General features: G+C 37.2%; 23 protein-coding genes. 8 read left to right on the top strand and 15 right to left on the bottom strand.

What is annotated here, in order from left to right; translation table 11 throughout:
• The first annotated feature begins 60 nt into the window (after nucleotides 1-60).
• The 3 genes from IWC72_RS07850 to IWC72_RS07840 all read left to right on the top strand — a co-directional run bounded on the left by IWC72_RS07850 (nucleotide 61) and on the right by IWC72_RS07840 (nucleotide 2787).
• A complete protein-coding gene (locus tag IWC72_RS07850) occupies nucleotides 61-351 on the top strand; it encodes an HU family DNA-binding protein (protein WP_038236075.1) in 291 nt (96 codons plus the stop codon).
• Nucleotides 352-634: 283 nt separating this feature from the next.
• Nucleotides 635-2182, top strand: coding sequence for an Rne/Rng family ribonuclease (locus tag IWC72_RS07845; RefSeq protein ID WP_194525665.1), 1548 nt, complete (start codon nucleotides 635-637; stop codon nucleotides 2180-2182).
• Nucleotides 2183-2313: 131 nt separating this feature from the next.
• Nucleotides 2314-2787, top strand: coding sequence for a regulatory protein RecX (locus tag IWC72_RS07840; RefSeq protein ID WP_194529398.1), 474 nt, complete (start codon nucleotides 2314-2316; stop codon nucleotides 2785-2787).
• Nucleotides 2788-2809: 22 nt separating this feature from the next.
• On the opposite strand, the gene IWC72_RS07835 is transcribed toward IWC72_RS07840, so the two are convergent.
• From IWC72_RS07835 to bioA, 7 genes are all read right to left on the bottom strand, one after another.
• A complete protein-coding gene (locus IWC72_RS07835) occupies nucleotides 2810-3307 on the bottom strand; it encodes a DUF6646 family protein (RefSeq protein WP_194525663.1) in 498 nt (165 codons plus the stop codon).
• 36 nt (nucleotides 3308-3343) lie between these two features.
• The gene (locus IWC72_RS07830; RefSeq protein ID WP_194529397.1) at nucleotides 3344-4204 is read right to left on the bottom strand and encodes a cupin-like domain-containing protein; all 861 of its coding nucleotides are present in this window, start codon (nucleotides 4202-4204) and stop codon (nucleotides 3344-3346) included.
• 67 nt (nucleotides 4205-4271) lie between these two features.
• Nucleotides 4272-5366, bottom strand: coding sequence for a biotin synthase BioB (bioB, locus tag IWC72_RS07825; protein ID WP_194525661.1), 1095 nt, complete (start codon nucleotides 5364-5366; stop codon nucleotides 4272-4274).
• Between the two features lie 137 nt (nucleotides 5367-5503).
• Nucleotides 5504-6934 (bottom strand): flotillin family protein, encoded by a 1431-nt coding sequence (locus tag IWC72_RS07820; RefSeq protein WP_194525660.1) that lies wholly within the window; start codon nucleotides 6932-6934, stop codon nucleotides 5504-5506.
• Nucleotides 6935-6938: 4 nt separating this feature from the next.
• Nucleotides 6939-7517 carry a hypothetical protein gene (locus tag IWC72_RS07815; protein ID WP_194529396.1) on the bottom strand — a complete coding sequence of 193 codons (579 nt, stop codon included), beginning with the start codon at nucleotides 7515-7517 and terminating at the stop codon, nucleotides 6939-6941.
• Nucleotides 7518-7584: 67 nt separating this feature from the next.
• On the bottom strand, nucleotides 7585-8769 hold the full coding sequence (locus IWC72_RS07810) for a beta-ketoacyl synthase N-terminal-like domain-containing protein (protein WP_194529395.1): 1185 nt from the start codon (nucleotides 8767-8769) through the stop codon (nucleotides 7585-7587).
• A 9-nt stretch (nucleotides 8770-8778) separates the two neighbouring features.
• The gene (bioA, locus tag IWC72_RS07805; protein ID WP_194529394.1) at nucleotides 8779-10080 is read right to left on the bottom strand and encodes an adenosylmethionine--8-amino-7-oxononanoate transaminase; all 1302 of its coding nucleotides are present in this window, start codon (nucleotides 10078-10080) and stop codon (nucleotides 8779-8781) included.
• Nucleotides 10081-10156: 76 nt separating this feature from the next.
• Here bioA and IWC72_RS07800 point away from each other — a divergent pair, with 76 nt between their 5' ends.
• On the top strand, nucleotides 10157-11779 hold the full coding sequence (locus IWC72_RS07800) for an ArnT family glycosyltransferase (protein ID WP_194529393.1): 1623 nt from the start codon (nucleotides 10157-10159) through the stop codon (nucleotides 11777-11779).
• A 7-nt stretch (nucleotides 11780-11786) separates the two neighbouring features.
• On the opposite strand, the gene bioD is transcribed toward IWC72_RS07800, so the two are convergent.
• The 5 genes from bioD to IWC72_RS07775 all read right to left on the bottom strand — a co-directional run bounded on the left by bioD (nucleotide 11787) and on the right by IWC72_RS07775 (nucleotide 15186).
• Nucleotides 11787-12404: a dethiobiotin synthase gene (gene bioD, locus IWC72_RS07795; RefSeq protein WP_194525655.1), complete on the bottom strand. Its 618-nt coding sequence runs from the start codon at nucleotides 12402-12404 to the stop codon at nucleotides 11787-11789.
• Between the two features lies 1 nt (nucleotide 12405).
• Entirely contained in the window at nucleotides 12406-12789 is a 384-nt protein-coding gene (locus IWC72_RS07790) for a putative signal transducing protein (protein WP_194525654.1), read from the bottom strand.
• 1 nt (nucleotide 12790) lies between these two features.
• Nucleotides 12791-13942 (bottom strand): aminotransferase class I/II-fold pyridoxal phosphate-dependent enzyme, encoded by a 1152-nt coding sequence (locus tag IWC72_RS07785; protein WP_194529392.1) that lies wholly within the window; start codon nucleotides 13940-13942, stop codon nucleotides 12791-12793.
• A 61-nt stretch (nucleotides 13943-14003) separates the two neighbouring features.
• Complete coding sequence (locus tag IWC72_RS07780) at nucleotides 14004-14588, bottom strand: hypothetical protein (RefSeq protein ID WP_194529391.1); 585 nt, start codon at nucleotides 14586-14588, stop codon at nucleotides 14004-14006.
• A gap of 10 nt (nucleotides 14589-14598) precedes the next feature.
• The gene (locus tag IWC72_RS07775) at nucleotides 14599-15186 is read right to left on the bottom strand and encodes a DUF3575 domain-containing protein (protein ID WP_194525651.1); all 588 of its coding nucleotides are present in this window, start codon (nucleotides 15184-15186) and stop codon (nucleotides 14599-14601) included.
• A 138-nt stretch (nucleotides 15187-15324) separates the two neighbouring features.
• Between IWC72_RS07775 and IWC72_RS07770 the strand changes: the two genes are divergently transcribed.
• From IWC72_RS07770 to IWC72_RS07755, 4 genes are all read left to right on the top strand, one after another.
• A complete protein-coding gene (locus IWC72_RS07770) occupies nucleotides 15325-17136 on the top strand; it encodes a M61 family metallopeptidase (protein WP_194529390.1) in 1812 nt (603 codons plus the stop codon).
• Nucleotides 17112-17663 (top strand): GNAT family N-acetyltransferase, encoded by a 552-nt coding sequence (locus IWC72_RS07765; protein ID WP_194525649.1) that lies wholly within the window; start codon nucleotides 17112-17114, stop codon nucleotides 17661-17663. Before IWC72_RS07770 ends, IWC72_RS07765 begins: the two co-directional genes overlap by 25 nt.
• Before the next feature lie 80 nt (nucleotides 17664-17743).
• Complete coding sequence (locus IWC72_RS07760; RefSeq protein WP_194529389.1) at nucleotides 17744-18757, top strand: DUF2975 domain-containing protein; 1014 nt, start codon at nucleotides 17744-17746, stop codon at nucleotides 18755-18757.
• Between the two features lie 2 nt (nucleotides 18758-18759).
• Nucleotides 18760-18966 carry a helix-turn-helix domain-containing protein gene (locus IWC72_RS07755; protein WP_194525646.1) on the top strand — a complete coding sequence of 69 codons (207 nt, stop codon included), beginning with the start codon at nucleotides 18760-18762 and terminating at the stop codon, nucleotides 18964-18966.
• A gap of 54 nt (nucleotides 18967-19020) precedes the next feature.
• Here the strand turns inward: IWC72_RS07755 and IWC72_RS07750 are convergent, their stop codons facing one another.
• From IWC72_RS07750 to IWC72_RS07740, 3 genes are all read right to left on the bottom strand, one after another.
• The gene (locus IWC72_RS07750) at nucleotides 19021-19299 is read right to left on the bottom strand and encodes a F0F1 ATP synthase subunit epsilon (protein WP_194525645.1); all 279 of its coding nucleotides are present in this window, start codon (nucleotides 19297-19299) and stop codon (nucleotides 19021-19023) included.
• A 78-nt stretch (nucleotides 19300-19377) separates the two neighbouring features.
• A complete protein-coding gene (atpD, locus tag IWC72_RS07745) occupies nucleotides 19378-20886 on the bottom strand; it encodes a F0F1 ATP synthase subunit beta (RefSeq protein WP_194529388.1) in 1509 nt (502 codons plus the stop codon).
• A gap of 182 nt (nucleotides 20887-21068) precedes the next feature.
• The gene (locus tag IWC72_RS07740; protein ID WP_194529387.1) at nucleotides 21069-22694 is read right to left on the bottom strand and encodes a G-D-S-L family lipolytic protein; all 1626 of its coding nucleotides are present in this window, start codon (nucleotides 22692-22694) and stop codon (nucleotides 21069-21071) included.
• Between the last annotated feature and the right edge of the window lies 1 nt (nucleotide 22695).

The raw sequence follows: 22695 nt of genomic DNA, 5'->3' as shown, positions 1-22695 counted from the left end.
TTAATTTTAATTTATATATTTGCATCCCAAAAAAATTATACTGAAAATTTAACACGAAAGATGACGAAAGCAGAAATTGTATCGAAGATCTCAGACAAGCTGGGAATTGAAAAAGGTGATGTGCAGGCCACAGTTGAAAGTTTTATGGAAGAGGTGAAATCTTCTTTGGAAAGTGGTGACAATGTTTATCTTCGCGGTTTTGGTAGTTTTATCATTAAAACAAGAGCCGAAAAAACCGGAAGGAACATTAGTAAGAACACTACAATTAAAATACCGGCACACAATATTCCTGCATTTAAGCCTGCCAAGGTTTTTGTAGAAGGTGTCAAAAGCAACGTACAAGTAAAATAAATATACTAACTTAAAGTAGAATTTTATGCCGAGTGGTAAGAAAAGAAAGAGACATAAGGTAGCTACCCATAAGCGCAAGAAGCGCAGGAGAGCTAACCGACACAAGAAAAAATAATTGCTAGGGGTTGAAATTTTTCAACCCCTTTGCTTGTTTTTTCACCCCATATGTTCATTGACATAGAGATTACAGAAAATCTCGGCGAATTCAGGTAATTCGCTTCAATTATTGTTTAATCTGTTTGCCTACTTAATATTAAGTGTTGGCAAATACAAATACATTCAGGTGAATAGAGAATTAATCGTAAGATCTAGTTCTGATGCCGTCGATTTTGCACTCCTAAAAGATGGAAAGCTCACTGAATTGCATAAAGAAGAAGACAACAACGATTTTTCCGTTGGTGATATTTTCTTAGCAAAGGTTCGTAAACCGGTCACCGGTCTAAACGCAGCTTTTGTAAATGTTGGTTATGAAAAAGATGCGTTTCTGCACTATCATGACCTTGGCCCACAATTGGCCACTATGCTTAAATTCATAAAGGGCGTGAGTACCAATAAGATTACAGATTACTCACTTGCCAACTTTCCATTCGAAAAAGATATTGACAAGAATGGCGTAATCACAGACGTCATCAAAGCAAATCAGTCGTTATTGGTTCAAATCGTTAAAGAACCTATCTCAACCAAAGGACCAAGAATTAGCTCCGAGCTTTCTATAGCTGGGCGTTATTTGGTAATGGTACCTTTTTCTGATCGTGTTTCCGTATCTCAAAAAATAGGAAGTAGCGAAGAAAAAGAAAGGTTAAAAATACTCGTAAGAAGTATTAAACCTAAAGGATTCGGCGTCATTATAAGAACAGTTGCCGAAGGCAAAAAAGTAGCGGAACTAGACAAAGACCTAGAAAATTTGTTGGCTAAATGGTCAACAATGTGTAAAAAATTGTACAAGGCTCACACACCTTCAAAAGTGTTGGTTGAACTCAACAGGGCATCTTCCATCCTTAGGGATATTTTCAATGATTCTTTCACAGGAATCAATGTTGATGATGAAACCCTTTATGAGCAAATCAAAGATTACTTGCTAGAAATTGCACCTGGAAAGGAATCCATAGTTAAACTGTATAATTCTTCTGTTCCTATTTTTGAAAAATTTGGAATTGAGCGACAAATAAAAACTTCTTTTGGCCGAACCGCCAGTATGAGTAAAGGCGCTTATCTTATTATAGAACATACGGAAGCACTACACGTTGTAGATGTAAACAGTGGTAACCGTTCTAACAAGGCCAAAAATCAAGAAGACACCGCTTTAGAGGTGAATTTACTGGCAGCTTCAGAAATAGCCCGACAATTGCGTTTGCGTGATATGGGCGGTATTATTGTTGTTGATTTTATTGACATGGTAAAAGCGCCGCACCGTAAAAAGCTTTTTGATCATCTTAGGGATGAGATGAAAGATGATCGTGCAAAACACAAAATATTACCTCCAAGTAAATTTGGACTTATACAGATTACAAGGCAACGGGTACGGCCCGAAATGAATATCAAAACTACCGAGGTAAATCCGAATGGTAATGGGAAAGAAATTGAAGCCCCAATTGTTTTGATAGACAAAATTAACGCCGACCTTGAAAAGCTCTTAAAAGGTCCTAAGAAAGATAACGGAATTACACTTAACATTCATCCGTTTATCGCGGCCTACATTACTAAAGGCTTTCCTTCCATGCGTTCTAAGTGGTTCTTAGAACACAAAAAATGGATTAAAATACAACCTAGAGACGCGTATACGTATCTTGAATACCGTTTTAAAGACAAAGACGGTAAAACCATATATTAAAAGTTTTAAAGCGACCTTCGGCAACGATGGTCGCTTTTTTTATGCTTTACATTTAAATTTTAAGTTCGTCTTCTTACCACCTCAAATTGTATTTTTGCTTCACGAGCCATTGGCAAAACCAGAATATATTTATGCACGAACAACGCGCTTATTCCATTGAAGAAGCAAAGAGAAAATTAGAAGGGTATTGCGCCTATCAAGATCGTTGTCATAAAGAAGTGGTTACAAAGCTTCGTGAAATGCGAATGATTCCTGAAGCCATAGACCAGATTGTGGTTCATTTAATCCACGAGAACTTTTTAAACGAAGAGCGATTTGCCCAGAGTTTTGCCAGAGGTAAATTCTCTATAAAGAAATGGGGTAAAAAACGTATTGTAAACGAACTGAAGCAACGCAATATCTCAAAATACAATATCACCACAGCCCTCAAAGAAATAGACGCTGAAGACTATCTACGGACGTTAGACATCCTTGCCGAGAAAAGACTTTCCCAAATTACGGAACGAAATCCTTTAAGGCGAAAGAAAAAGTTGGCCGATTACCTTTTATATAGAGGTTGGGAGAGCCATTTGGTCTATGAAAAGCTCAAAGAACTTGTGCCGTAACCCACTTAGAAAAAAAATAGACCTATAAAAAATTAAAAACCGCACCAATATTCACGGTAAATTGGTTGTGTAGTTTTTCAGCTGGCTCTAAATCTTCAATTTTATATTTAGCAATGGGAAAACCAAGTTCGGTGTAAATACCCAACCCATCAGAAAAAAAATAACGCGCTCCCATATGAAAACCGAAGTTTTTCAAACCTAAATCTAATCCAGGGTAAATATCAACCTCATCACTAAGACCGATAATATTTCCCAAATGTGCACTAAAGCGTGCCTTTGTATCAAAACGCTCCCAAGTACTTGCAGATATACCCTCATCAATACCTAAAAGATACGTTGCCGTAGCTCCAATAGATATATTTTCACCCAAACCAAAATCATATGAAGTCATGATTCCCGTGCCGTTACTCTGTAAATTTGCCCCTACTTGAAACTTTTGATCATCTCTACCTTCATAGGCCTGTGCCGATAAAAAAGTAGTTGTAAGAAGTAAGCAAAGGGATAAAACGTAAAATTTCATTTATAGTGTTTTTTATGGAAACGGATAATCAAAAAATTATTTGGAGGCTATTTTAGATGTTCGCTCTATTGCCCTTCGATTCTTTTGATCTATCCATTTCTGGCCTCGAATTTTTCTCATTAAAATATCAAAATTACGCATTATGAAAACATTATAAAGCCCCTCTGCAAAATTTATCGGGTTCTTTGGCCAAGACCTAAGGCTCATAGAAAATCCTGGGGTTTTATACTTCATATAATGCCAATAACCTTCTGGCATGAACAGCACTTCTCCATGGTTCAGATCGGTTTTGAAACCGCTGGCTTGCTGTAGCGCAGGCCATTTTTCAAAATCAGGATTTTCAAAATCTATACTTTCGTGCGTAATAAGTGAATTAGGGACTTTGTACAAGTACTTAGTTTCAGATGGCGCGAATAGAATACACTCCTTTTTACCTTCGAAATGAAAATGGAAAATATTGGACATATCAATATCATAGTGCATGAAAGTAAATGAATCCCTACCCCCAAAAAAGAGCATGGGCAGCTTCTTTTTTAACGTGAGTCCAAAATCAGGAAACTCATAATCTTTTTGAAGCTGCGGCACTTCCTTTAAAACGTTCCAAAGAAAAATACGGTACTTAGTAGGCTTTGCCTTTAACAAATCTACGTACTCGGACATTTTCATTTTTGCATGTGGCTCGTTAAAACCATCTTCATGGTTAACCGGACGGTCATCATACAATGGTACAATTTTATCTCCTGCAACTTCACGAATATAATCAAGATTCCACTTTTTAAAAGCAGGCCAATTTTCTATAGCACGTTCTATCACCACAGGTTTCTGCGGTTTAAAATAGTGTTCTAAAAAATCTTCCTTGGAGATTGTAGATACCCTTGGAATGGCTGTTAGCTTCAATGGAACTATGATTCTATTTAAGCGGTAAATTTAATTAACCTTAAGTAAATATTTTCTTAAAATTAAATTAATCTATCACTTTGCTTTTCGCCTTTGCCTCTTCGTTTCTCTCGATAGTATGTCCAGGTCGAGTCCATTTTGGTTTTTCACCCAAAGGTTGCAACTTAGATTCAGCAGCTTCTACCGTTTTTGGTTGTGAAACTTTAGTGAATGGTTTTTGAGGATTAAGACCTAACATTTTGAACATTTCCATATCCTCGTTTACATCTGGATTAGGAGTGGTCAACAATTTGTCTCCCGCGAAAATGGAATTAGCACCTGCAAAGAAGCACATGGCTTGTCCTTCTCTACTCATTTCCGTACGACCAGCAGATAAACGCACTTGCGTTTCCGGCATAACAATACGCGTGGTTGCTACCATACGAATCATATCCCAAATAGAAACTGGCTCCATATCTTCCATTGGAGTTCCTTCTACGGCCACTAATGAATTAATAGGTACAGATTCTGGCTGAGGATTCAAACTTGCCAAAGCAACCAACATTCCGGCGCGATCTTCAATAGCCTCACCCATACCGATGATACCACCGCTACAAACTGTTACATTGCTCTTACGAACATTATCTATTGTTTCTAGACGATCCTCAAAAGCACGTGTAGAAATAACATCTTTATAATAATCTTCTGATGTATCTAAATTGTGGTTATAAGCATAAAGACCGGCTTCAGCTAAACGGTGTGCTTGATTTTCGGTTAACATACCCAACGTACAACAAACCTCCATATCTAGCTTGTTAATGGTACGCACCATTTCCAACACCTGATCAAACTCAGGACCATCCTTTACATTCCGCCATGCTGCACCCATACAAACTCGCGAGCTACCGGAAGCTTTTGCCCTTAAAGCCTGCGCTTTTACGTGCGAAACTTTCATAAGATCATTCCCTTCAATATCTGTGTGGTACCGTGCCGCTTGCGGACAATACCCACAGTCTTCAGGGCAACCGCCTGTTTTTATTGAAAGTAAGGTAGACACCTGAACCGTATTTGGATCATGATGTTTTCTATGGATAGTAGCCGCATCATAAAGCAACTCCATTAAAGGTGTATTGTAAATATCAAGAATCTCTTCTTTCGTCCAGTTGTGTCTTGTTTCGCTCATAGTCTTTGAAATCTCGGGTCAAAAATAACCTTTCTAAACTTGAAATTCCAAATAAGGCGAAATAATCATACTTTTGCAAATGAAAAAAGCCTGTTGAAATATATTCAACAGGCTTCTTTTTATATGTAAAAATAAATTTACTCCTTGTCAACTTTCTTTTCCGAATCCACAGACTTTGAATCATCTGTACCTTCAGGAATATCTTTCCCCTTTAGATATTCCGGCAATTGCATTCCGGCCATATTAAACATTTCTTGTAACGGCGGAACCGACTTGTACATTCCCGAAATGAAATTAGCGGTAGAGCCTTTTCCATCTGCTGTTTTTGCTCCGGAATCCCAAACGGTAACCTTATCTATTTTAATATTCTTGATAGCTTCGGCTTGTGTTTTTACCAACTCGGGCAACTTATCGGCAACCAATAACAGAACTGCATCTTGAGGATTATTGCCTGCAGCTTTTACAATCTCATCGAGACCTTGTGCTTGCTTGGTCAGAATTTCAAACAGACCTTGTGCTTCCGCCTGTGCTTTGAACAGAATTGCGTCCGCTTCACCTTTCGCTCTTCTACGAATCATTTCCGCTTCCGCTTCGGCATCAATTTCAACTTTCTTCTTGTCTATTTCCGCAGGCACAACAATATCTGCCATTTGCGAACTACGAACACGCTCCGCTCTCGCAATTTCCGCATCTTTCTCTGCTGCATAGGACTCTTCCAAAGCTTTTGCCGCTTGTACTTTTTCTGCCGCAATTGCCGTTCTTTCTGCTTCCGCCTCTCTTTGACGACGTAACGAATCCGAATTGGCTACATTAATCTTTGCAACATTTTCCCCTTCTACCGCTTGGGCATTTGCCGCTGCAACTTGCGTACGCTCATCTTGGACCGCGTTTGCCTCACCAATAGAACCATCTCTAGTTTTCTCAGCAACAGATTTCCTGGCCGCGTTTATAGCGTGTGCTGCCGCTTCTTTACCTAAAGCTTCTATATACCCGGACTCATCAACAATATCCGTAATGTTTACGTTGATCAGTTTTAGACCTACTTTCTTCAATTCCGATTCTACACTGTTGGAAATGTTCGTTAGAAACTTATCTCTGTCGTTATTAATTTCTTCAATATCCATTGATGCCACAACCAAACGAAGTTGTCCGAAAATAATTTCTTTAGCAAGTTCTTGGATCTGCTCTAAACCTTGACCTAACAAACGCTCTGCCGCATTTTGCATAATACCCGGCTCCGTAGAAATACCAATAGTAAAACGAGAAGGCACATTTACACGAATGTTCTGCTTACTTAATGCATTAACCAAGTTTACCTCTATAGAAATAGGTGTTAAATCTAGATACTCATAATCTTGGATTACAGGCCAAATAAAGGAAGCTCCACCGTGAATACAACGAGCAGAATTTCCGCTACCAACCTTTCCGTAAACGACCAAAATACGATCTGAAGGACAACGTTTGTAACGCCTTATAAAAGATATGATGATTATAAAAAAGAAGAGAATGGCAAAGCCAATGGCAAGCAACGAAGCGCTTCCCGCCAGTTGTAGGGCTACTAGTAACATTTGGTTATTTATTTATGGGTTCAACAATTAAAATTCCGTTTGCGGTAACTTCTTTTACGATGACAACATTACCCTGCACTAAGTCTATATCAGCACTGGTAAGGGCTTCAAGTTCACGTAAAGTGCCTTGAACGTTGATACTTACCTTTCCTATACTTTTACGATTGGCACCAATAGTCAAATACACCTCACCTATCTGGTTCAATGCATTTTTCAATCTTAACGTGCCACTACTCTGCAATTTTCCTAAATAATAAAATAAAGAGGCCATGGCAACCATCATCAACAGACCACATATTACGGATATGAGCACAGTGACCATGGTAGACATGCCCGCGTCTAAACAAGCAATACCAGACCATCCGAAAATGGTAAAAAAGCCCACTAAATTTTTAAAGGATAAAAACTGAAACTCAATACCGGAATCCGCATCTATTTCTGCATCAACATCACCGTCAATATCATCCATCTCACCCCCAATAAAGGTCATGATTAAGAGGATAATAAGAAAAATGGATCCGACCACAGCGGTCACCCAATAGATTTTCTCAAATAAAGTCATCGTTTCGAACCCTAGTTCCATAAGTAGTAAAGTTAGGTTGGTGACTAAAGATAAGAATAATCTTACCTAAAGCTCATTCGAAAGCGGACTATAAATTCCGAGACAACAAAATTGAAACTGCGTTACCCCCAAAACCCACTGCATTTACGAGTACTTTTTCAAGTTTTTTCGGAGATGAAGTATAGGTGACAAAAGGCACTTTTATTTCGTGTTGATGCTGTATCATCAAGACCGCTAATTCTATGCTTAACGCTCCCGACGCTCCAAAAGTATGCCCTACTTTCCATTTATTTGTAGTCAAAAAGGGCAACTTGTTACAAAAAACTTTTTCAATGGCCTTATACTCAGATATATCACCCTTAATTGTACCTGGTGCATGCATGACAATCGCATCAACTTCTTCTGGATTTATTTCTCCCAAAGCCATTTTCATGGAGCTTTGAAAACACTCCGCATCTGTAGAAATGGAAATATTATGGCGTAAAGGTTCAGTGGCATAACCTATACCTTCTATAACGGCCAAAGTTTTGGATGAAACCCTTTTTTCCAGACACATGACAGAAGCGCCCTCCCCTAGAACCATCATGTTCCTTTCCTTTTCGAAATCTAATGCTCGGTTAGGATATCCTTCTCCATTCTTTGAACTGATGTCCGTTTTATATTGCGAATATATTTTTAGCGCCTTCATTTGGGCAATGGTAAAGGGCGTTAACGGTGCCTCGCTTCCACCTACCAAAAATTTGTCCGCCATACCGCTTCTAATCCACGCGACTCCATTTAAAACAGAATGAAGGGCTGTAGAACAGGTTATGGAATGTGAGATTTCAGGGCCTTTCGTTTTTAAATCATGTGCTATCCATGAGGAAATATTTCCCAACGTTGTGGTTGGCGAACTTAAGGTTGCCGTTCTATTATTCTCTAAAAATTCCTGATGGTATTTTTCAAAAAGTGCCGTTGCCCCACGTGAGGATCCCATATTAACTCCAAAATCATCTCCTGTTTTCCATCCAGCTTTTTTTATAGCTTCTCTTGAGGCATAAAGCGCAAATAAGACCGTATTATCAAGGCTCTTATATTTTTGATCCGAATTTCTAAGCAACTCAATTTCTTGCCTGGATTCGCTGGATAAAGAAGCTATCCATTCCATCTCCCCTCCAAATTCAGTCTGACTAAAAAAATGGTCGTCTTTAAGGTAGTTCTCCCATGTTTCTTCAGAAGTCCTTCCCAATGGGGAAACTGAGCCTATTGCGGTAATGGATATTGGTTCTTTCAAGCGGAAAATTTAGATACTGTTCAGTAAATCTTCGATGGTAGTATATATTTTTTGCAACTGTTCATCAGTAATAACATAAGGTGCAGAAATATAAATGGTACTCCCAAGGGGGCGCAAAAATACGCCATTATCCATAAAATGCTTGAACATTTGGTCACGTAAATTCCCGTAACGTTCCATTTTCACATTTAAGTCCAATGCATAAATAATTCCACATTGCCTTGTACGCGCAACTTTGGGGTGGTTCTTTATTATAGAATCGAACTCTTCGTGCGAAGCGATTACTCTTTGTATACTGTTTTGAATTTCTGGTGTTTGCAACAATTCTAACCCGGCTAAAGCTGCGGTGCAAGCTAATGGGTTTCCGGAATAGGTATGGCCATGGAAAAGCCCCTTTGCCATATCATCACTATAAAATGCATCGTAAACCTCTTGTGAGCAACTGGTGATCGCCATAGGAATTAAACCAGCCGTTAGGGCCTTAGACATGCAAATGATGTCTGGTTTGGTTTCAATATATTCCGAAGCAAAAGGTTTTCCGGTTTTACCAAAACCTGTCATTACCTCATCGGCAATGGTGAGTATGCCATGCTTCTTCAAGAGCTTTAAAATGCGGTTCAGGTTTTCGGCTTTATGCATTTTCATAGCTGCCGCACCTTGCACCAAAGGTTCGTAAATGAATCCTGCTATATCGTTTCGTTGTAACCTTACTTCTAACCGAGAAAGTATAGCCTCTATATTTTCATCAGTAGGTACATCAACACGCTCTACATCAATAAAAAACTCTTCGAAAGGCCCGTTATAAACCGATAGTCCCGAAACAGACATGGCCCCAAATGTGTCTCCATGAAACCCTTCTTCAAAAGCCAGCATGGTTTTACGCTTCCTACCTTGATTAAAATGGTATTGTAATGCCATTTTAATTCCGATTTCAGTAGCTGTGGAACCATTATCGGAAAAGAATAGTTTTTCTTGGTTTTCAGGTAATACTTTTATGAGTTCTTCAGATAATTTAACCGCAGGTTCATGAGTAAAACCACTAAAAACCACTTGATCCAACTTTTGCATTTGAGCATACACCTTATCGATTATATAATCGTTACAATGGCCATATGCGCTAGTGTACCAAGAGGCAATACCATCTATATAATCCTTGCCGTTCTCATCATACAGAACAGCACCCTTAGCCTTAACTATACCCAGCATTTCTGGATGCAGTTTATGCTGTGTTAATGGGTGCCATAGATGTTTTTTGTCTCTAATGGATAGACTTTCCGTCGCTAGGACTTCTGATGTGTTTGCCTTCTTCATAATACAAAGATGAGGAATTAAAACTTTTTTTTTGAAGTATTATGATCATCTTTGGTTTAGAAAAAATCTAAGAAACATGAAGTTTTTTGATACCGGATTTTTACAACCGACCAATACCAAAAATATATATTGGCTATCGTTTTTGATTCTTATTCTCTATACGGTATCCCTTTTTTACAATCTGCACCTAGCACCATTACACACCGAGGAACCACGACGAGCACTGGTAGCTTTAGAAATGTTGTTCAACGAAAATTTTGTTGTCACCACCATTCTCAATGAAACTTTTTATGACCACCCACCTTTATGGAATATTATTCTTGCCGGAAGCGTTAAAATCTTTGGCTACAACACCTTTGCACTTCGATTTCCTTCAGCATTTTCATTCTTACTGACAGGTATTCTCACTTTTTATATGGCTAAAAAATATGTTGGGCCAAAATTTGCCATATTGAGCGCGCTATATTATTTGGTATGTGCCGATCTTTATTTTTATTTCTGCGTAACTGCTGAAATAGATATTTTCTATTCATTATTAGTGGTACTAAGTGTTTTCAGCATTTTCCATTTTTACCAACAAAAGCGATTTCTTCTATTATTCGGATGCTCCTATTTTTTTATTACACTCGCATTTTTAACTAAAGGTTTTGCTTCTTTCGCCTTCATAATCATTACACTAGGCGCTTATCTTTTGTACAAAAAAGACCTCAAACGACTCTTTTCTTGGCGACATATTTTTAGCGTCACTCTAGCTGCAGCTGCCGTATATTTCTATTTTTACACCTATGCTAGTTATGAAGATTTACAGCAGTATATCACCAAAATGTGGGGCCTCACACATCAACGAACTTTATTAAGTGACCGTTTTAGCGGAATTATAAAACATCTTTTCTTTTTTCCTTTAAATTTTATTGCCGTCATTTTTCCCGCAACTTTATTCCTTTTATTCATTTGGAAAAAAGAGCAGTTACAAAAGATTAAAAATCAACCCTATTTGATTTTTCTGGTCATTACTTTTTTGGCCAATTTCCTAGTATATTGGATTTCCCCTGGAGCTAGAATACGTTATACGTATATGTTTTTTCCCATAGTAATTACTATCCTTACGTATCCATTATTTCTTCAACTCGAAGAAAAAAATTGGATGCATAAAGCATACCATACCTTTTTTAAGGTGATTATTACAATTGCTCTCATCGCTTGTTTTGCCATTCCGTTTATTGGTTATTTTTCGATTTTACCACACCTAAAATTTACTATGCCTCTTTTTGGCTTACTGTTATTGATTATATGGATTTATCATCACAAAACCATTGGTTACGTTAAACACTTATTTGTAATTGGTTTTATTGTAGTATGTAGATTGGCCTTTGACCATGTAGCATTACCACTAAAGTCATTAACTTCATCTAGCGCACCACATCAGGTTTATGCAAACGAGATTTACGAAATAATTGGTAATGAAGCTCCGCTTTACATTTTTACGCAAGAAGATTTGCGCACACACATTCAAACGCCATTTAAATTATATGAGACGGCAGCTTATTTAGAAATGTCCCGTAAAGCAATTGTTTCAAAAACAGACCAATGTGAACTTCCTGGTTATTATATTTTTAACCAACAAAATCTAGAAGGCAGAAAATCACTTTACAATTTTACTATAAGTAAGGTTGATTTGGCTCTTGTGCGAATTGATTGAAAAGAGACTAAAGAGACTTTAGTGCAGATCTGAATTTATCAGCATATTTCTTAATAACAGCTTTATCAAAAACAGCTTCTTCATCTATACGACCAATTGAAGACACTTTGGTTTTGTGAAGAATAATACTTTCAGTTTCGGGATTTTCCTTACCACTAAACAATACAGAAACATCGTACCCCTTCTGTTGCAACCAACCAATAGTTAGGAGTGTATGATTAATACTTCCTAAATAGTGTCTAGATACCACGACTACATGATAGGTTGGCATAATGATATCCAAAACTGTATCATCCTTACTCAAAGGCACCAGAACACCACCAGCTCCTTCAATTACCAAAGCATTATCCGTTTCTGGCTCAATGATTTCTAGTCGGTCTATTGTAACGCCATCTCTTTCTGCTGCTGCATGCGGACTCATAGGAGTCTTTAACTCATAACTACTTTTGTGTATTACTGTCTTATCATTAGAAATTAGGGATTTTACCTTATCACTATCTGTATTATCTAAATCACCTGCTTGCACCGGTTTCCAATAATCCGCTTCAAGGGCCTCTGCAATAATTGCGGAAGCTATTGTTTTACCTACTTCAGTTGATATTCCTGTCACAAAAATTTGCTGCATTCTATTGAGGTTTTGTTATCATGTTACAATGTAGGCATTTGTATTTTTTTTCTTCAAAAAAAGGAAAAAGTTTATATAAAATTCCTTTTCTGTTATAATACACCTCAGATTTTTGCATTTTACAGTTAGGGCATACAATCAAATTACCATTGTCATCTATGGCATATGCCCTTATTTCATTGTATATCTCAATAGCCTTTTCTTTGTCTTCTGTATATACTTGTAGTTTTACCCCGCCAATAGCATTACTGATTATAGGGTCTGAATTTAAGGTATGTTCATCTCTAAGAAAAACAGAAATTCCTTCAGATTCTAGTTTTCCTTTCAATATCTGAACATCCGCAGGGTACTCAAAAGAAGCTATGGTATAAAATTTCTCTTTCATATTAGATGACAGCAATCACTGCGTTTAGCAAATTATCAATCTCTTGTTTCATATTAAAACTATGAAGACATATGCGTAATCTTTCTTGACCTTCAGGCACTGTAGGAGATTGAATAGGTCGTACATCAAACCCTTTTTCTTGAATTAGTTTTCCCATAACGCGTACCCTTTCATTGCCAGAAACCAAACAACAATGAATGGTAGAATTACTAGGAATAAAACTTGAACTCAGACTTAAATCCACTAATTTACGGTTGAAATATGAAATATTACGTTTTAGTACCTCCACCTCATCAACCTGACTTTCTAAATAATTATAAGCAGATAAAACCGAAGCTACAGAATGTGGTGGAAGCCCTGTAGTATAGATAAAACTACGGGCAAAATTTACCAAATATGATTTTAAATCGATGTTGCCCAAAATTGCAGCTCCGTGACAGCCAATACCTTTCCCAAAGGTCACCAAACGTGCAAAAACTTTGTCTTGTATGTTTAACTCTTGCACTAAACCTTCACCATGTTTTCCAAAAACACCCACAGCATGAGCTTCATCTATAACCAAACGACAATTTTGAGACTCACAAATTTCAGCAAGTGCTTTTAAATCTGGAGTATCGCCATCCATAGAAAAAACAGATTCGGTTACTACATATATTTCTGCATCCGTCAAGTTTCGACTGCGTTCAGACTCACATTTTATTAGTAAATCTTCAAGATTGTTATGTTTAAACTTATAACTTTTGGCGTTACCCATTCGTATGCCGTCACGAACACTTGCATGAATAAATTCATCAAATAAAACAATATCCCCCCTTTGTGGAACGGAGCTAAAAAACCCTATATTGGCGTCGTAACCCGAGTTAAAAACCAAAGCAGCTTCTGCTTGGTGAAATGTACAAAGTGTAGCTTCTAATGTTTCATAAAGTGAATGATTTCCAGAAAGCAAACGTGAACCCGTTGCTCCATTTTCAAAAGCATTATGCTTTTTTAATAGATGTTGTACTTGCCCTGAAATGGTTTGGTTACGAGAAAGCCCTAAATAATCATTCGATGAAAAATCTGTCAGTTTATTAAGTGCTGGCAAACTTCGTAATGCATTTGCATCACTTCTATCATTCAGTTTTTTGGTCAGTTTTTTAGGGAAGTCATCCATATCCCCAAATGTAGCATCTTTGCGCGAAATACTATGTGTTACCTTAAAAGTTGAATCTAAATTATTCTGACACCGTAAACTCTAATACACCTTTAGTTTGATCTGTAAACCGGTGTTCTATATTCAGGTTTATCTTTTCGTTGGAGTAATAGTCATATTCATTTCTAAAATAAACATTAGAAAAATCAAGTTTAAAATCCCCGCTTTCCACCAAAACAATACCTACTTTTGACTCATAAGCATCCTTTGCTTCGTTCAATTGAGCAGCAACACCATAATTATTGTAGTAATAGTAGTCTGCTATATTTGCACCTGTGGTAATTACATATTCTGAATCTATATAAACAGCTTCATACGAATTTGAAAATTCGGAAAATTGCTGCAAATCAAATCCATAACCAAATTCTTCGTCCTTTGTGGTTTCATAAACATCCAATAACTCGTTATATCCTTCTTCCTTTAAATATCTACTGAAATTTTGGGTAAAGAAAAGGGTATCTCCAACTATATAATCAACCTTTTCCTCTAAAGTAAATGCATTTGTTGCCTGTACCGAAATATTGCTTGAAGAATAACCAATATCATCCGAAAGACAACCCACTAATAAAAATCCCAAAAACAAAAAACATGTATACTTAACACCCATAACACCATCTTTAAAACCTATAACCTATTTTAATTCCTGTACGTACTAATGTTCCATTTAAAAAAATGTAATCCGAATCAAAGTTGGTCCGAATACCTAGCTGTGCCTCCAGCACCAATCTATTTTGCATCAATAGAAATCTATATCCATATCCCGTTCCTAAGCCACCTACGGTAAACGTTTTAGTTCCCACATAATATACCCCGTACCCCTCTTCATTTACACGTCTTACGTACCTCCCCGTTTCATCAACCTCTGAAAGCGAACCAAAAATCTCAAAAAAGTGACTTTTGTTCTGGGCACCGTTTAAGTAAAACCTCACAAAAGGGATGACTTCAAAATTAGTCTTCAACTCATAATAAGTAGAACTAGCCGTATCCAATGAACTAAAATCATCTCCATATAATGACCCAGATATACCTACCGCCCATTTATTGGCTACAGTACGCTCATAACTCAAATCAAAACTCTGAAAAAGTGGCAACAGTAGATTGGTGGAAACCTGATTTTTGTATTTAGGAATATTCTCTTTTTCTTGTGCCAAACTAGATGTAACAATACCTAGTGCACATAGCAAAATACAGTATTCTTTTTTCATATTATTTAGAAGATACTTTATATTTCAAAAGGTTGCTTTTAAAATATTAATAATGCGAATCTTACTTTTTTATTGTAAAAATCAAATCTAGCATATACCCCCTATAAATAGTATATTAGTGATATTAAATTTACATTAATGAAATCCGTTTTTCCCTTCCTTCTGTTTACTACTATTAGTATACTTTCTGCTCAAACCAATAGTTATGAAATATCTTTTGACAATGCCGTTCATCATGAGGCGGTAGTAAAAGGTACTTTTCCAAATCTAAAAATGGATACGGTTTCTTTTAGAATGAGCCGCTCATCCCCGGGCCGTTACGCATTGCATGAATTTGCTAAAAACGTCTATGACTTTAAAGCTACGGACAGTAAAGGAAAAGTTTTAGAAGTATTACGCCCAGACCCGTACCAATGGCAAATAATTGGCCATGACGGCTCAGTTTCCATTAGCTATACATTATTTGCCAACCGAGGAGGTGGCACCTATTCTCAAGTAGACGAAACCCATGCGCATCTGAACATTCCCGCAACATTTATGTACGCTCCAACTTTAAGCGATAGAAAAATTCAAGTAGATTTTAAAGTTCGAAAAGATTTAAACTGGAAAGTAGCCACACAACTACCCTTGGTTTCCGGCACCACGTATTCGGCTCCCAACCTATATTATTTTATGGATAGCCCAACGGAAATAAGCAACCATTCCGTTCGTGAGTTTGAAGTAGAAAACAATGGAAGGAAACAAAAAATACGTTTTGTTCTCCACCACAATGGCACAGAAGAAGAACTTGATGCCTACTTTGAAAACGTAAAGAAAGTAGTTCTTGCCGAGAAAGAAGTATATGGTGAACTTCCTGAATTTGATTATGGCACCTACACTTTTTTAGCCTGTTATATTCCAAATGCCTCTGGAGACGGCATGGAGCATAGAAACTCTACCATTCTGACAAGTACACGCAGTCTAGCCAATGGTGGCATGGAAGGCAATATAGGTACCGTATCTCATGAGTTTTTTCATGCATGGAACGTTGAACGCATTCGCCCAAAATCATTAGAACCTTTTAATTTTGAAGAAGCAAATATGAGTGGTGCACTTTGGTTTGCCGAAGGTTTTACCAGTTACTACACCAATCTTATTCTTTGTAGGGCAGGAATTATTACTCCAGAGAAGTACATAGAAGGTATTTCAGGAACTTTTAACTATGTCTGGAACTCACCTGCACTTCAGTATTTTAATCCTATAGAAATGAGCTACCAAGCTCCTTTTGTGGATGCGGCTACATCTGTGGACCCCGTAAATAGAGAGAATACCTTTATTTCTTATTATTCTTACGGAAGTGTACTTGGCTTAGCACTGGATTTATCCCTTCGGAAGGAAAAACTGAACCTGGATGATTTTATGAAACTCGTCTGGGAGCAGTATGGCAAAACAGAAAAATCCTACACCATAAAAAATCTTCAGCAAGCTCTAGCCGAATATGCTGGAAACGATTTTGCTGATACTTTCTTTAATAAATACATATATAAAAGTGAAATGCCAGATTACAGTGCTCTTTTAAATTCTGTTGGAGTCATATTAAAACAAGATATGGAAGCACCTTATTTTGGGGTAGCTGTTTCATTAGATGGTGATGGTCATGGCGAAATTCGATCGAATCCAAAAATGGGAACTCCAGCTTATATTTCTGAGTTGGATAAAGGTGATGTTATTACCGATATTAACGGAAATGGATTCCCGGACGGGCAACAATTCAGTGCCTATATAGAAAAACTAAAGATTGGAGATACACTGAAAATTACTTTTGAACGCTTCGGGTTTGAAAAACAAACTACGCTTGTTTTGGAAAGTAATCCTGATTACAGTCTTTTCCTTGCAGAAAAAGAGGGTTTAAAACCATCTAAAAAACAGTTGAGAAGTAGACAAGAATGGCTAAAAACGAAAAAAAAGTGATACGCTACGCCACTGCAACATCCGAGGATGAATTGAAACAAATACTATCACTTCAGCGTGCAAATCTACCTACTTCCGTTTCACCCAAAGAAAGGGAAAAAGAAGGTTTTGTTACCGTAGTTCATGATTTAGACGTACTTACTAGAATGAATGATGCATGCCCTCATATCATTGCAAAAGATGATGACAAAGTTGTAGGCTACGCCCTGTCTATGACCGATGGTTTTAAAGATGAAATTTCAGTTCTAAGACCAATGTTTACAGAACTAGAAAATGTAAACATTCAAAATTTTATTACTATGGGGCAAATATGCGTTGCCAAAACCCATAGAAAACAGGGTGTTTTTCGCGGACTTTATAACGCCATGAAAAAAGCCTCCTACCCAAAATACGACGCCATCATCACGGAAGTAGATGCCACTAACAGCAGATCATTAGGCGCCCATTATGCCGTTGGTTTTGAGAATGTATGCACTTATCATTCCTTAAGTCAAGATTGGGAATTGATTTCTTTGAAGACATCATAATCCAATATATTTTAATATACAATTATTGTTTTTCGATAATTTTAATATATTTGTTATCGTTAAACGATAATATAATAATTATGAAAAACTACACTAAAGCATTTAAGTTCTTTGTTAACTTATTAATATTTACAGTAATTATTTCAATGCCAGAAAAAATTGAGTTGTTATTTCATTATTCAAAATCAACTAACACTAGCCTAATTCTTGCTGCATCAAATTTATTATTATTAAGCTATGTACTATGGTTACTAATAAAATTTAGACAGGCAATAAATACTTTAAACACCAACTCTATTTTTTCTGAAAAAAACGAATATATTTTCTTTACAGTAGGTAGAGGATTATTGTTTTATTCTGTCGGTATGTATATAATTAGAGTAATTGAAAACATGTTGAACAAACCTTCAATTAAAGGAGAATCTATCGCTTTTAATCTAGGAAGAGATTTTGGTGCAGCCTTAAGTGATAGAGTACCACTTTTAGTAATAGCGTTTTTTCTCTTGATTGTTGCCCAATTAATTAAAGAAGGCTATCATCTAAAAACAAGAAAACGACCTAACTATATAAAAAAGAATAAAATGAAAATATTCGGTCCAAAATCACTTTCAGCATTCTTCTATTATATATTTAGAAGTATTTCAATTACACTCTTAGCTTTTCTCACCTATATGGAATTTGCTTTTATTACCAATAGATTTACCGTTAAGGATAGTAGATTTGATATGCAAATTCCCCTAACAGGAAGTTCTATACAAGGCGATTATCAGTTTAGTGACATACTAACCATTACCCTAACCTTAATTTTTGGGATTCTACTTCTCTATTTACTTTCTAATATTTTCAAAGCCCTTAAAAAAACAGTCATATTTAATAAAGGTATTGTCAAAAATTTGAAACTTTTAACCGTCCTAAATTTAATTGTTGGTCCTATTCTATACTTTCTTATCCATTATCCAATAATGCATAAGACGGAATTTAGAAATGTTCACAATCTTATATTATTGGTCATCTTTGGGATGATTTCCTTGTTTCTAACATACGTATTTCAAAAAGGTTATACTGTACAATCTGAAAACGACCTAACCATATAACTATGAGCATCGTCGTCAACTTAAATACTGTATTAGCAGACCGTAATCTAAAAAGTAAAGAACTCGCAGAAATGATAGGTATAACAGAAGCCAATCTATCTATTCTAAAGTCAGGCAAAGCTAAAGCTATACGGTTTTCAACTCTTGAAGCAATTTGTAAGGCGTTAGATTGTCAACCGGCAGATATTCTTTCTTATGAAATAGAATAAAAAAAGGCTACACTTTTAGGTGTAGCCTTTATAATTATAATAAAAATGTACTATTTAATCGGCCAATACAATTACCCGATTATCACTCATTTCAACAGTTCCGCTAGCAATGGGAAGAATTACCTTTCCGCTAGCATCTTTTGAGAACTTAGAAGCGTACGCTTCATCTATTTTTATATTGCCATCAACACGAACATTACCTTCTTGAAGCAATGAAACTATAGCGGCGTGACCGTTCAAAATCTGAAACTCGCCATTCACACCTGGTACAGTTACCGATGTTACTTCGCCTGAAAATAAAGTGGCTTCTGGTGATACAATTTCTAAATACATCCTTTTTAGTATTGAGTAGTTAGTAGTTAATAGCTAGTACCGTATATTCAGTACTAATTACAATTTACTTCGTACTAATTAAGCTTCAGCTAACATTTTCTCACCAGCTTCTATTGCTTCTTCAATAGTTCCTTTAAGGTTAAAGGCAGATTCTGGTAGGTGATCTAACTCCCCGTCCATAATCATATTAAATCCTTTAATGGTTTCTTTAATATCAACCAATACACCTTTAAGTCCTGTAAACTGCTCTGCTACGTGGAAAGGCTGAGAAAGGAAACGTTGCACACGTCTTGCACGACCTACTGCAGACTTATCTTCTTCAGAAAGTTCTTCCATACCAAGAATAGCAATAATATCTTGCAATTCTTTATAACGTTGTAACAACTCTTTTACACGTTGTGCACAGTTGTAATGGTCATTTCCTAAAATATCTGCTGTTAAGATACGAGAAGTAGAATCCAATGGATCTACCGCAGGATATATACCTAGCTCGGCAATCTTACGAGAAAGTACCGTTGTAGCATCCAAGTGAGCAAAGGTTGTTGCTGGAGCTGGATCCGTTAAATCATCCGCAGGAACGTAAACCGCCTGTACAGATGTAATAGAACCTCTTTTAGTTGATGTAATACGCTCTTGCATGGCACCCATCTCTGTTGCCAAAGTTGGTTGGTAACCTACTGCAGATGGCATACGACCCAAAAGTGCCGATACCTCAGAACCTGCTTGCGTAAAACGGAAAATATTATCTACAAAGAAAAGTACATCCTTACCTTGACCTTCTCCTGCACCATCACGGAAATACTCAGCAATTGTCAAACCTGACAATGCCACACGAGCACGTGCTCCTGGTGGTTCGTTCATTTGACCAAAAACGAAAGTCGCTTTTGAGTCTTTCATAGCCGCTTTATCAACCTTGGTAAGATCCCATCCGCCTTCTTCCATAGAATGCATGAAATCATCACCGTATTTGATAATACCAGATTCCAACATCTCACGAAGTAAATCGTTTCCTTCACGAGTACGTTCACCAACACCAGCAAATACAGAAAGACCACCGTGACCCTTTGCAATATTGTTAATTAACTCCTGAATCAATACGGTCTTACCAACACCTGCACCACCGAACAATCCAATCTTACCACCTTTTGCATAAGGTTCAATAAGGTCAATTACTTTAATACCGGTAAAAAGAACTTCAGTAGAAGTAGAAAGATCTTCAAATTTTGGAGCCTCTCTGTGGATTGGCAAACCATCCTTACCTGATTTTGGCAATTCGCCCAAACCATCGATAGCATCACCGATTACGTTGAAAAGACGACCATAAACATCATCTCCAACCGGCATTTGAATTGCGCTACCTGTCGAAAGCACATCTGTTCCTCTACTTAGACCATCAGTAGAATCCATGGAAATTGTTCTCACAGTGTTTTCACCAACATGAGATTGTACCTCTAAAACTAGTTTAGAACCATCTTTACCAGCGATTTCAAGAGAATCGTAAATTTTTGGAAGGGCATCTCCTGATTGGAATTCCACATCGACTACCGGCCCAATAATCTGGGAAACTTTACCTGTAACTTTTGACATTACTTTATTAGTTTATGAATTCAAATTACTTACTGTATTGAAAAACACCTTAATACACCTATGTTTTTCAGGCTGCAAAGGTATGTTTTTCAACTCGAATTGTAAACTACTTTTTATTCTTTTTTCAGCACAAAAAAAGACGCCACTAACTGGCGCCTTATAAAATGTAAGAAAAACAATGCCTATTGTAATGCAGGCGAGTAGTTCGTTGGATAATTTCCGATGTTGAACAATGAGCCCGATGCCTCAAAATTAGATTGATAAGCAGCATCGATAGCCTTCATAAATTCATTAGCGATTAGAGCGTATCCTCTTGCGGTCAAATGCACACCATCTAAAGAAAAACCTCCACCAGTTACCAAATTGGCCGTTAAGGTAAAATCCCCATCAGTAACACCTCCTTGAGCCAAATCTTGTAATAGTTGGTTGGCGTCTACAAAAGCCAAACTCGCTCCGGATGCAGCAGAAGAAATCGTAGCGTTAAAAGCATCTGTAGCTATTTTAATTTCATCTTGTTCCTCTGGCGTTAACACCCATTTGTCCGCTAACGGCAAAGTAATACCCTCAACAGAAAATTGTCCGGCAACTTCAGGTGGTAAATTTGCTGCAGATAATGCTGCGAAAGAAGCTTCATTTACGGTACCAATAACATTACTGCTAGGCAATACCAATAAATCGTTTTCCGTTGCCGGCCTTGTCTGCCCGTAAGTGGCACCCAAAAGACTAGCCACCAAAGGAGCAGCCTCCTCAGATAAACCTAATTGTGTTACAAAGACAGGGAAAGCAGGGTTAGCATTAAAAGCGCCAGTAATCTGAGCTGAGATATCCGTTAATGACTCATCTTTAATTACTACTGCATTATTTAAAGAATCAGAAAACACTACTACACGTGCTGTTTCGCCCATTGCATTGTAAACCTGGTTCAAAGCCCCATAAACTGTATTTAAAGTTGGAACCTGAGCTGCAAAATCATTTTCTGCTGGATCTATTGGGTCATGGGGAACGGTTGTAAAGTGTGGTATAGATGTTACATAAGGTATGTTAGCCATTACACCTTTTGCACCACTTGAAGTTAGAGTGGTCACCAGTGTATTTATAGCAAAATCGAAAGTGGGTTGATCCGTTATGAGATTTGTACCATCTCCACCTGATAGTGCATAGCCCAAAACATCGTTATTTCCAATCCACAGACTAAAAAATGTTGGTGACTGTGCCATTGCCAACTCTAACACCGATGCATTAGGAGTGGCTCCTGTCATCCTAACATAATACGGATTAGCACGTTCTTCCACTAGTTTGGATATATCACCATAACCGGGGAAAATTAAGTGAAAACTCTTAGCTCCAGGAACGCCCATATTATTAAACGGACCTGTTGGATTGTTCAAAACAATATCCGTTGTTGAAGCAACAGGCCCAACAACTTCTTCCAAATCAACTGGTCCTGCACCTCCAAAAACTAACCTTGGATTAAACCCTTCTATTTGCGTCCCTCCAGCCAACAAGCCTCCAATATTATCGTTCATTAAAGGCTGTGAAAAAGCACCGCCTCCTACCAAAGCAAATTTTGTAGATAATAAATTTGGCATTGAATTTTCTTGCCCTGCAATAAAAAGAGCATTATCCGTGAAACCTGCCGTTAACGAATTTCCCAAAGAAACATAAGTTGAAAAATCTGCTGAACCAGCATTTAATTCAACAAGTGCCTCCGCCACTACTTCTGGCTCAAGATCAACATCTTCAGGGTCATTACAAGCCGTTAAAGCCAATATACCTAAAGAGATGTATATATATTTTAAGTTTTTCATT

It is taken from the genome of Zobellia roscoffensis, from assembly GCF_015330165.1.
GTDB lineage: Bacteria > Bacteroidota > Bacteroidia > Flavobacteriales > Flavobacteriaceae > Zobellia > Zobellia roscoffensis.
This window is presented reverse-complemented; position numbering and strand designations above follow the sequence as displayed.

Coding starts and splice junctions, on each gene's coding strand:
- IWC72_RS07750 (WP_194525645.1), bottom strand. CDS start 19,299: ATGTATTTAGAAATTGTATCACCAGAAGCCACTTTATTTTCAGGCGAA.
- IWC72_RS07835 (WP_194525663.1), bottom strand. CDS start 3,307: ATGAAATTTTACGTTTTATCCCTTTGCTTACTTCTTACAACTACTTTT.
- bioA (WP_194529394.1), bottom strand. CDS start 10,080: ATGAAGAAGGCAAACACATCAGAAGTCCTAGCGACGGAAAGTCTATCC.
- IWC72_RS07850 (WP_038236075.1), top strand. CDS start 61: ATGACGAAAGCAGAAATTGTATCGAAGATCTCAGACAAGCTGGGAATT.
- bioB (WP_194525661.1), bottom strand. CDS start 5,366: ATGAGCGAAACAAGACACAACTGGACGAAAGAAGAGATTCTTGATATT.
- IWC72_RS07760 (WP_194529389.1), top strand. CDS start 17,744: ATGAAAAACTACACTAAAGCATTTAAGTTCTTTGTTAACTTATTAATA.
- IWC72_RS07765 (WP_194525649.1), top strand. CDS start 17,112: ATGGCTAAAAACGAAAAAAAAGTGATACGCTACGCCACTGCAACATCC.
- IWC72_RS07840 (WP_194529398.1), top strand. CDS start 2,314: ATGCACGAACAACGCGCTTATTCCATTGAAGAAGCAAAGAGAAAATTA.
- IWC72_RS07800 (WP_194529393.1), top strand. CDS start 10,157: ATGAAGTTTTTTGATACCGGATTTTTACAACCGACCAATACCAAAAAT.
- IWC72_RS07780 (WP_194529391.1), bottom strand. CDS start 14,588: ATGGGTGTTAAGTATACATGTTTTTTGTTTTTGGGATTTTTATTAGTG.
- IWC72_RS07775 (WP_194525651.1), bottom strand. CDS start 15,186: ATGAAAAAAGAATACTGTATTTTGCTATGTGCACTAGGTATTGTTACA.
- IWC72_RS07785 (WP_194529392.1), bottom strand. CDS start 13,942: ATGGATGACTTCCCTAAAAAACTGACCAAAAAACTGAATGATAGAAGT.
- bioD (WP_194525655.1), bottom strand. CDS start 12,404: ATGCAGCAAATTTTTGTGACAGGAATATCAACTGAAGTAGGTAAAACA.
- atpD (WP_194529388.1), bottom strand. CDS start 20,886: ATGTCAAAAGTTACAGGTAAAGTTTCCCAGATTATTGGGCCGGTAGTC.
- IWC72_RS07740 (WP_194529387.1), bottom strand. CDS start 22,694: ATGAAAAACTTAAAATATATATACATCTCTTTAGGTATATTGGCTTTA.
- IWC72_RS07820 (WP_194525660.1), bottom strand. CDS start 6,934: ATGTTACTAGTAGCCCTACAACTGGCGGGAAGCGCTTCGTTGCTTGCC.
- IWC72_RS07770 (WP_194529390.1), top strand. CDS start 15,325: ATGAAATCCGTTTTTCCCTTCCTTCTGTTTACTACTATTAGTATACTT.
- IWC72_RS07790 (WP_194525654.1), bottom strand. CDS start 12,789: ATGAAAGAGAAATTTTATACCATAGCTTCTTTTGAGTACCCTGCGGAT.
- IWC72_RS07815 (WP_194529396.1), bottom strand. CDS start 7,517: ATGGAACTAGGGTTCGAAACGATGACTTTATTTGAGAAAATCTATTGG.
- IWC72_RS07755 (WP_194525646.1), top strand. CDS start 18,760: ATGAGCATCGTCGTCAACTTAAATACTGTATTAGCAGACCGTAATCTA.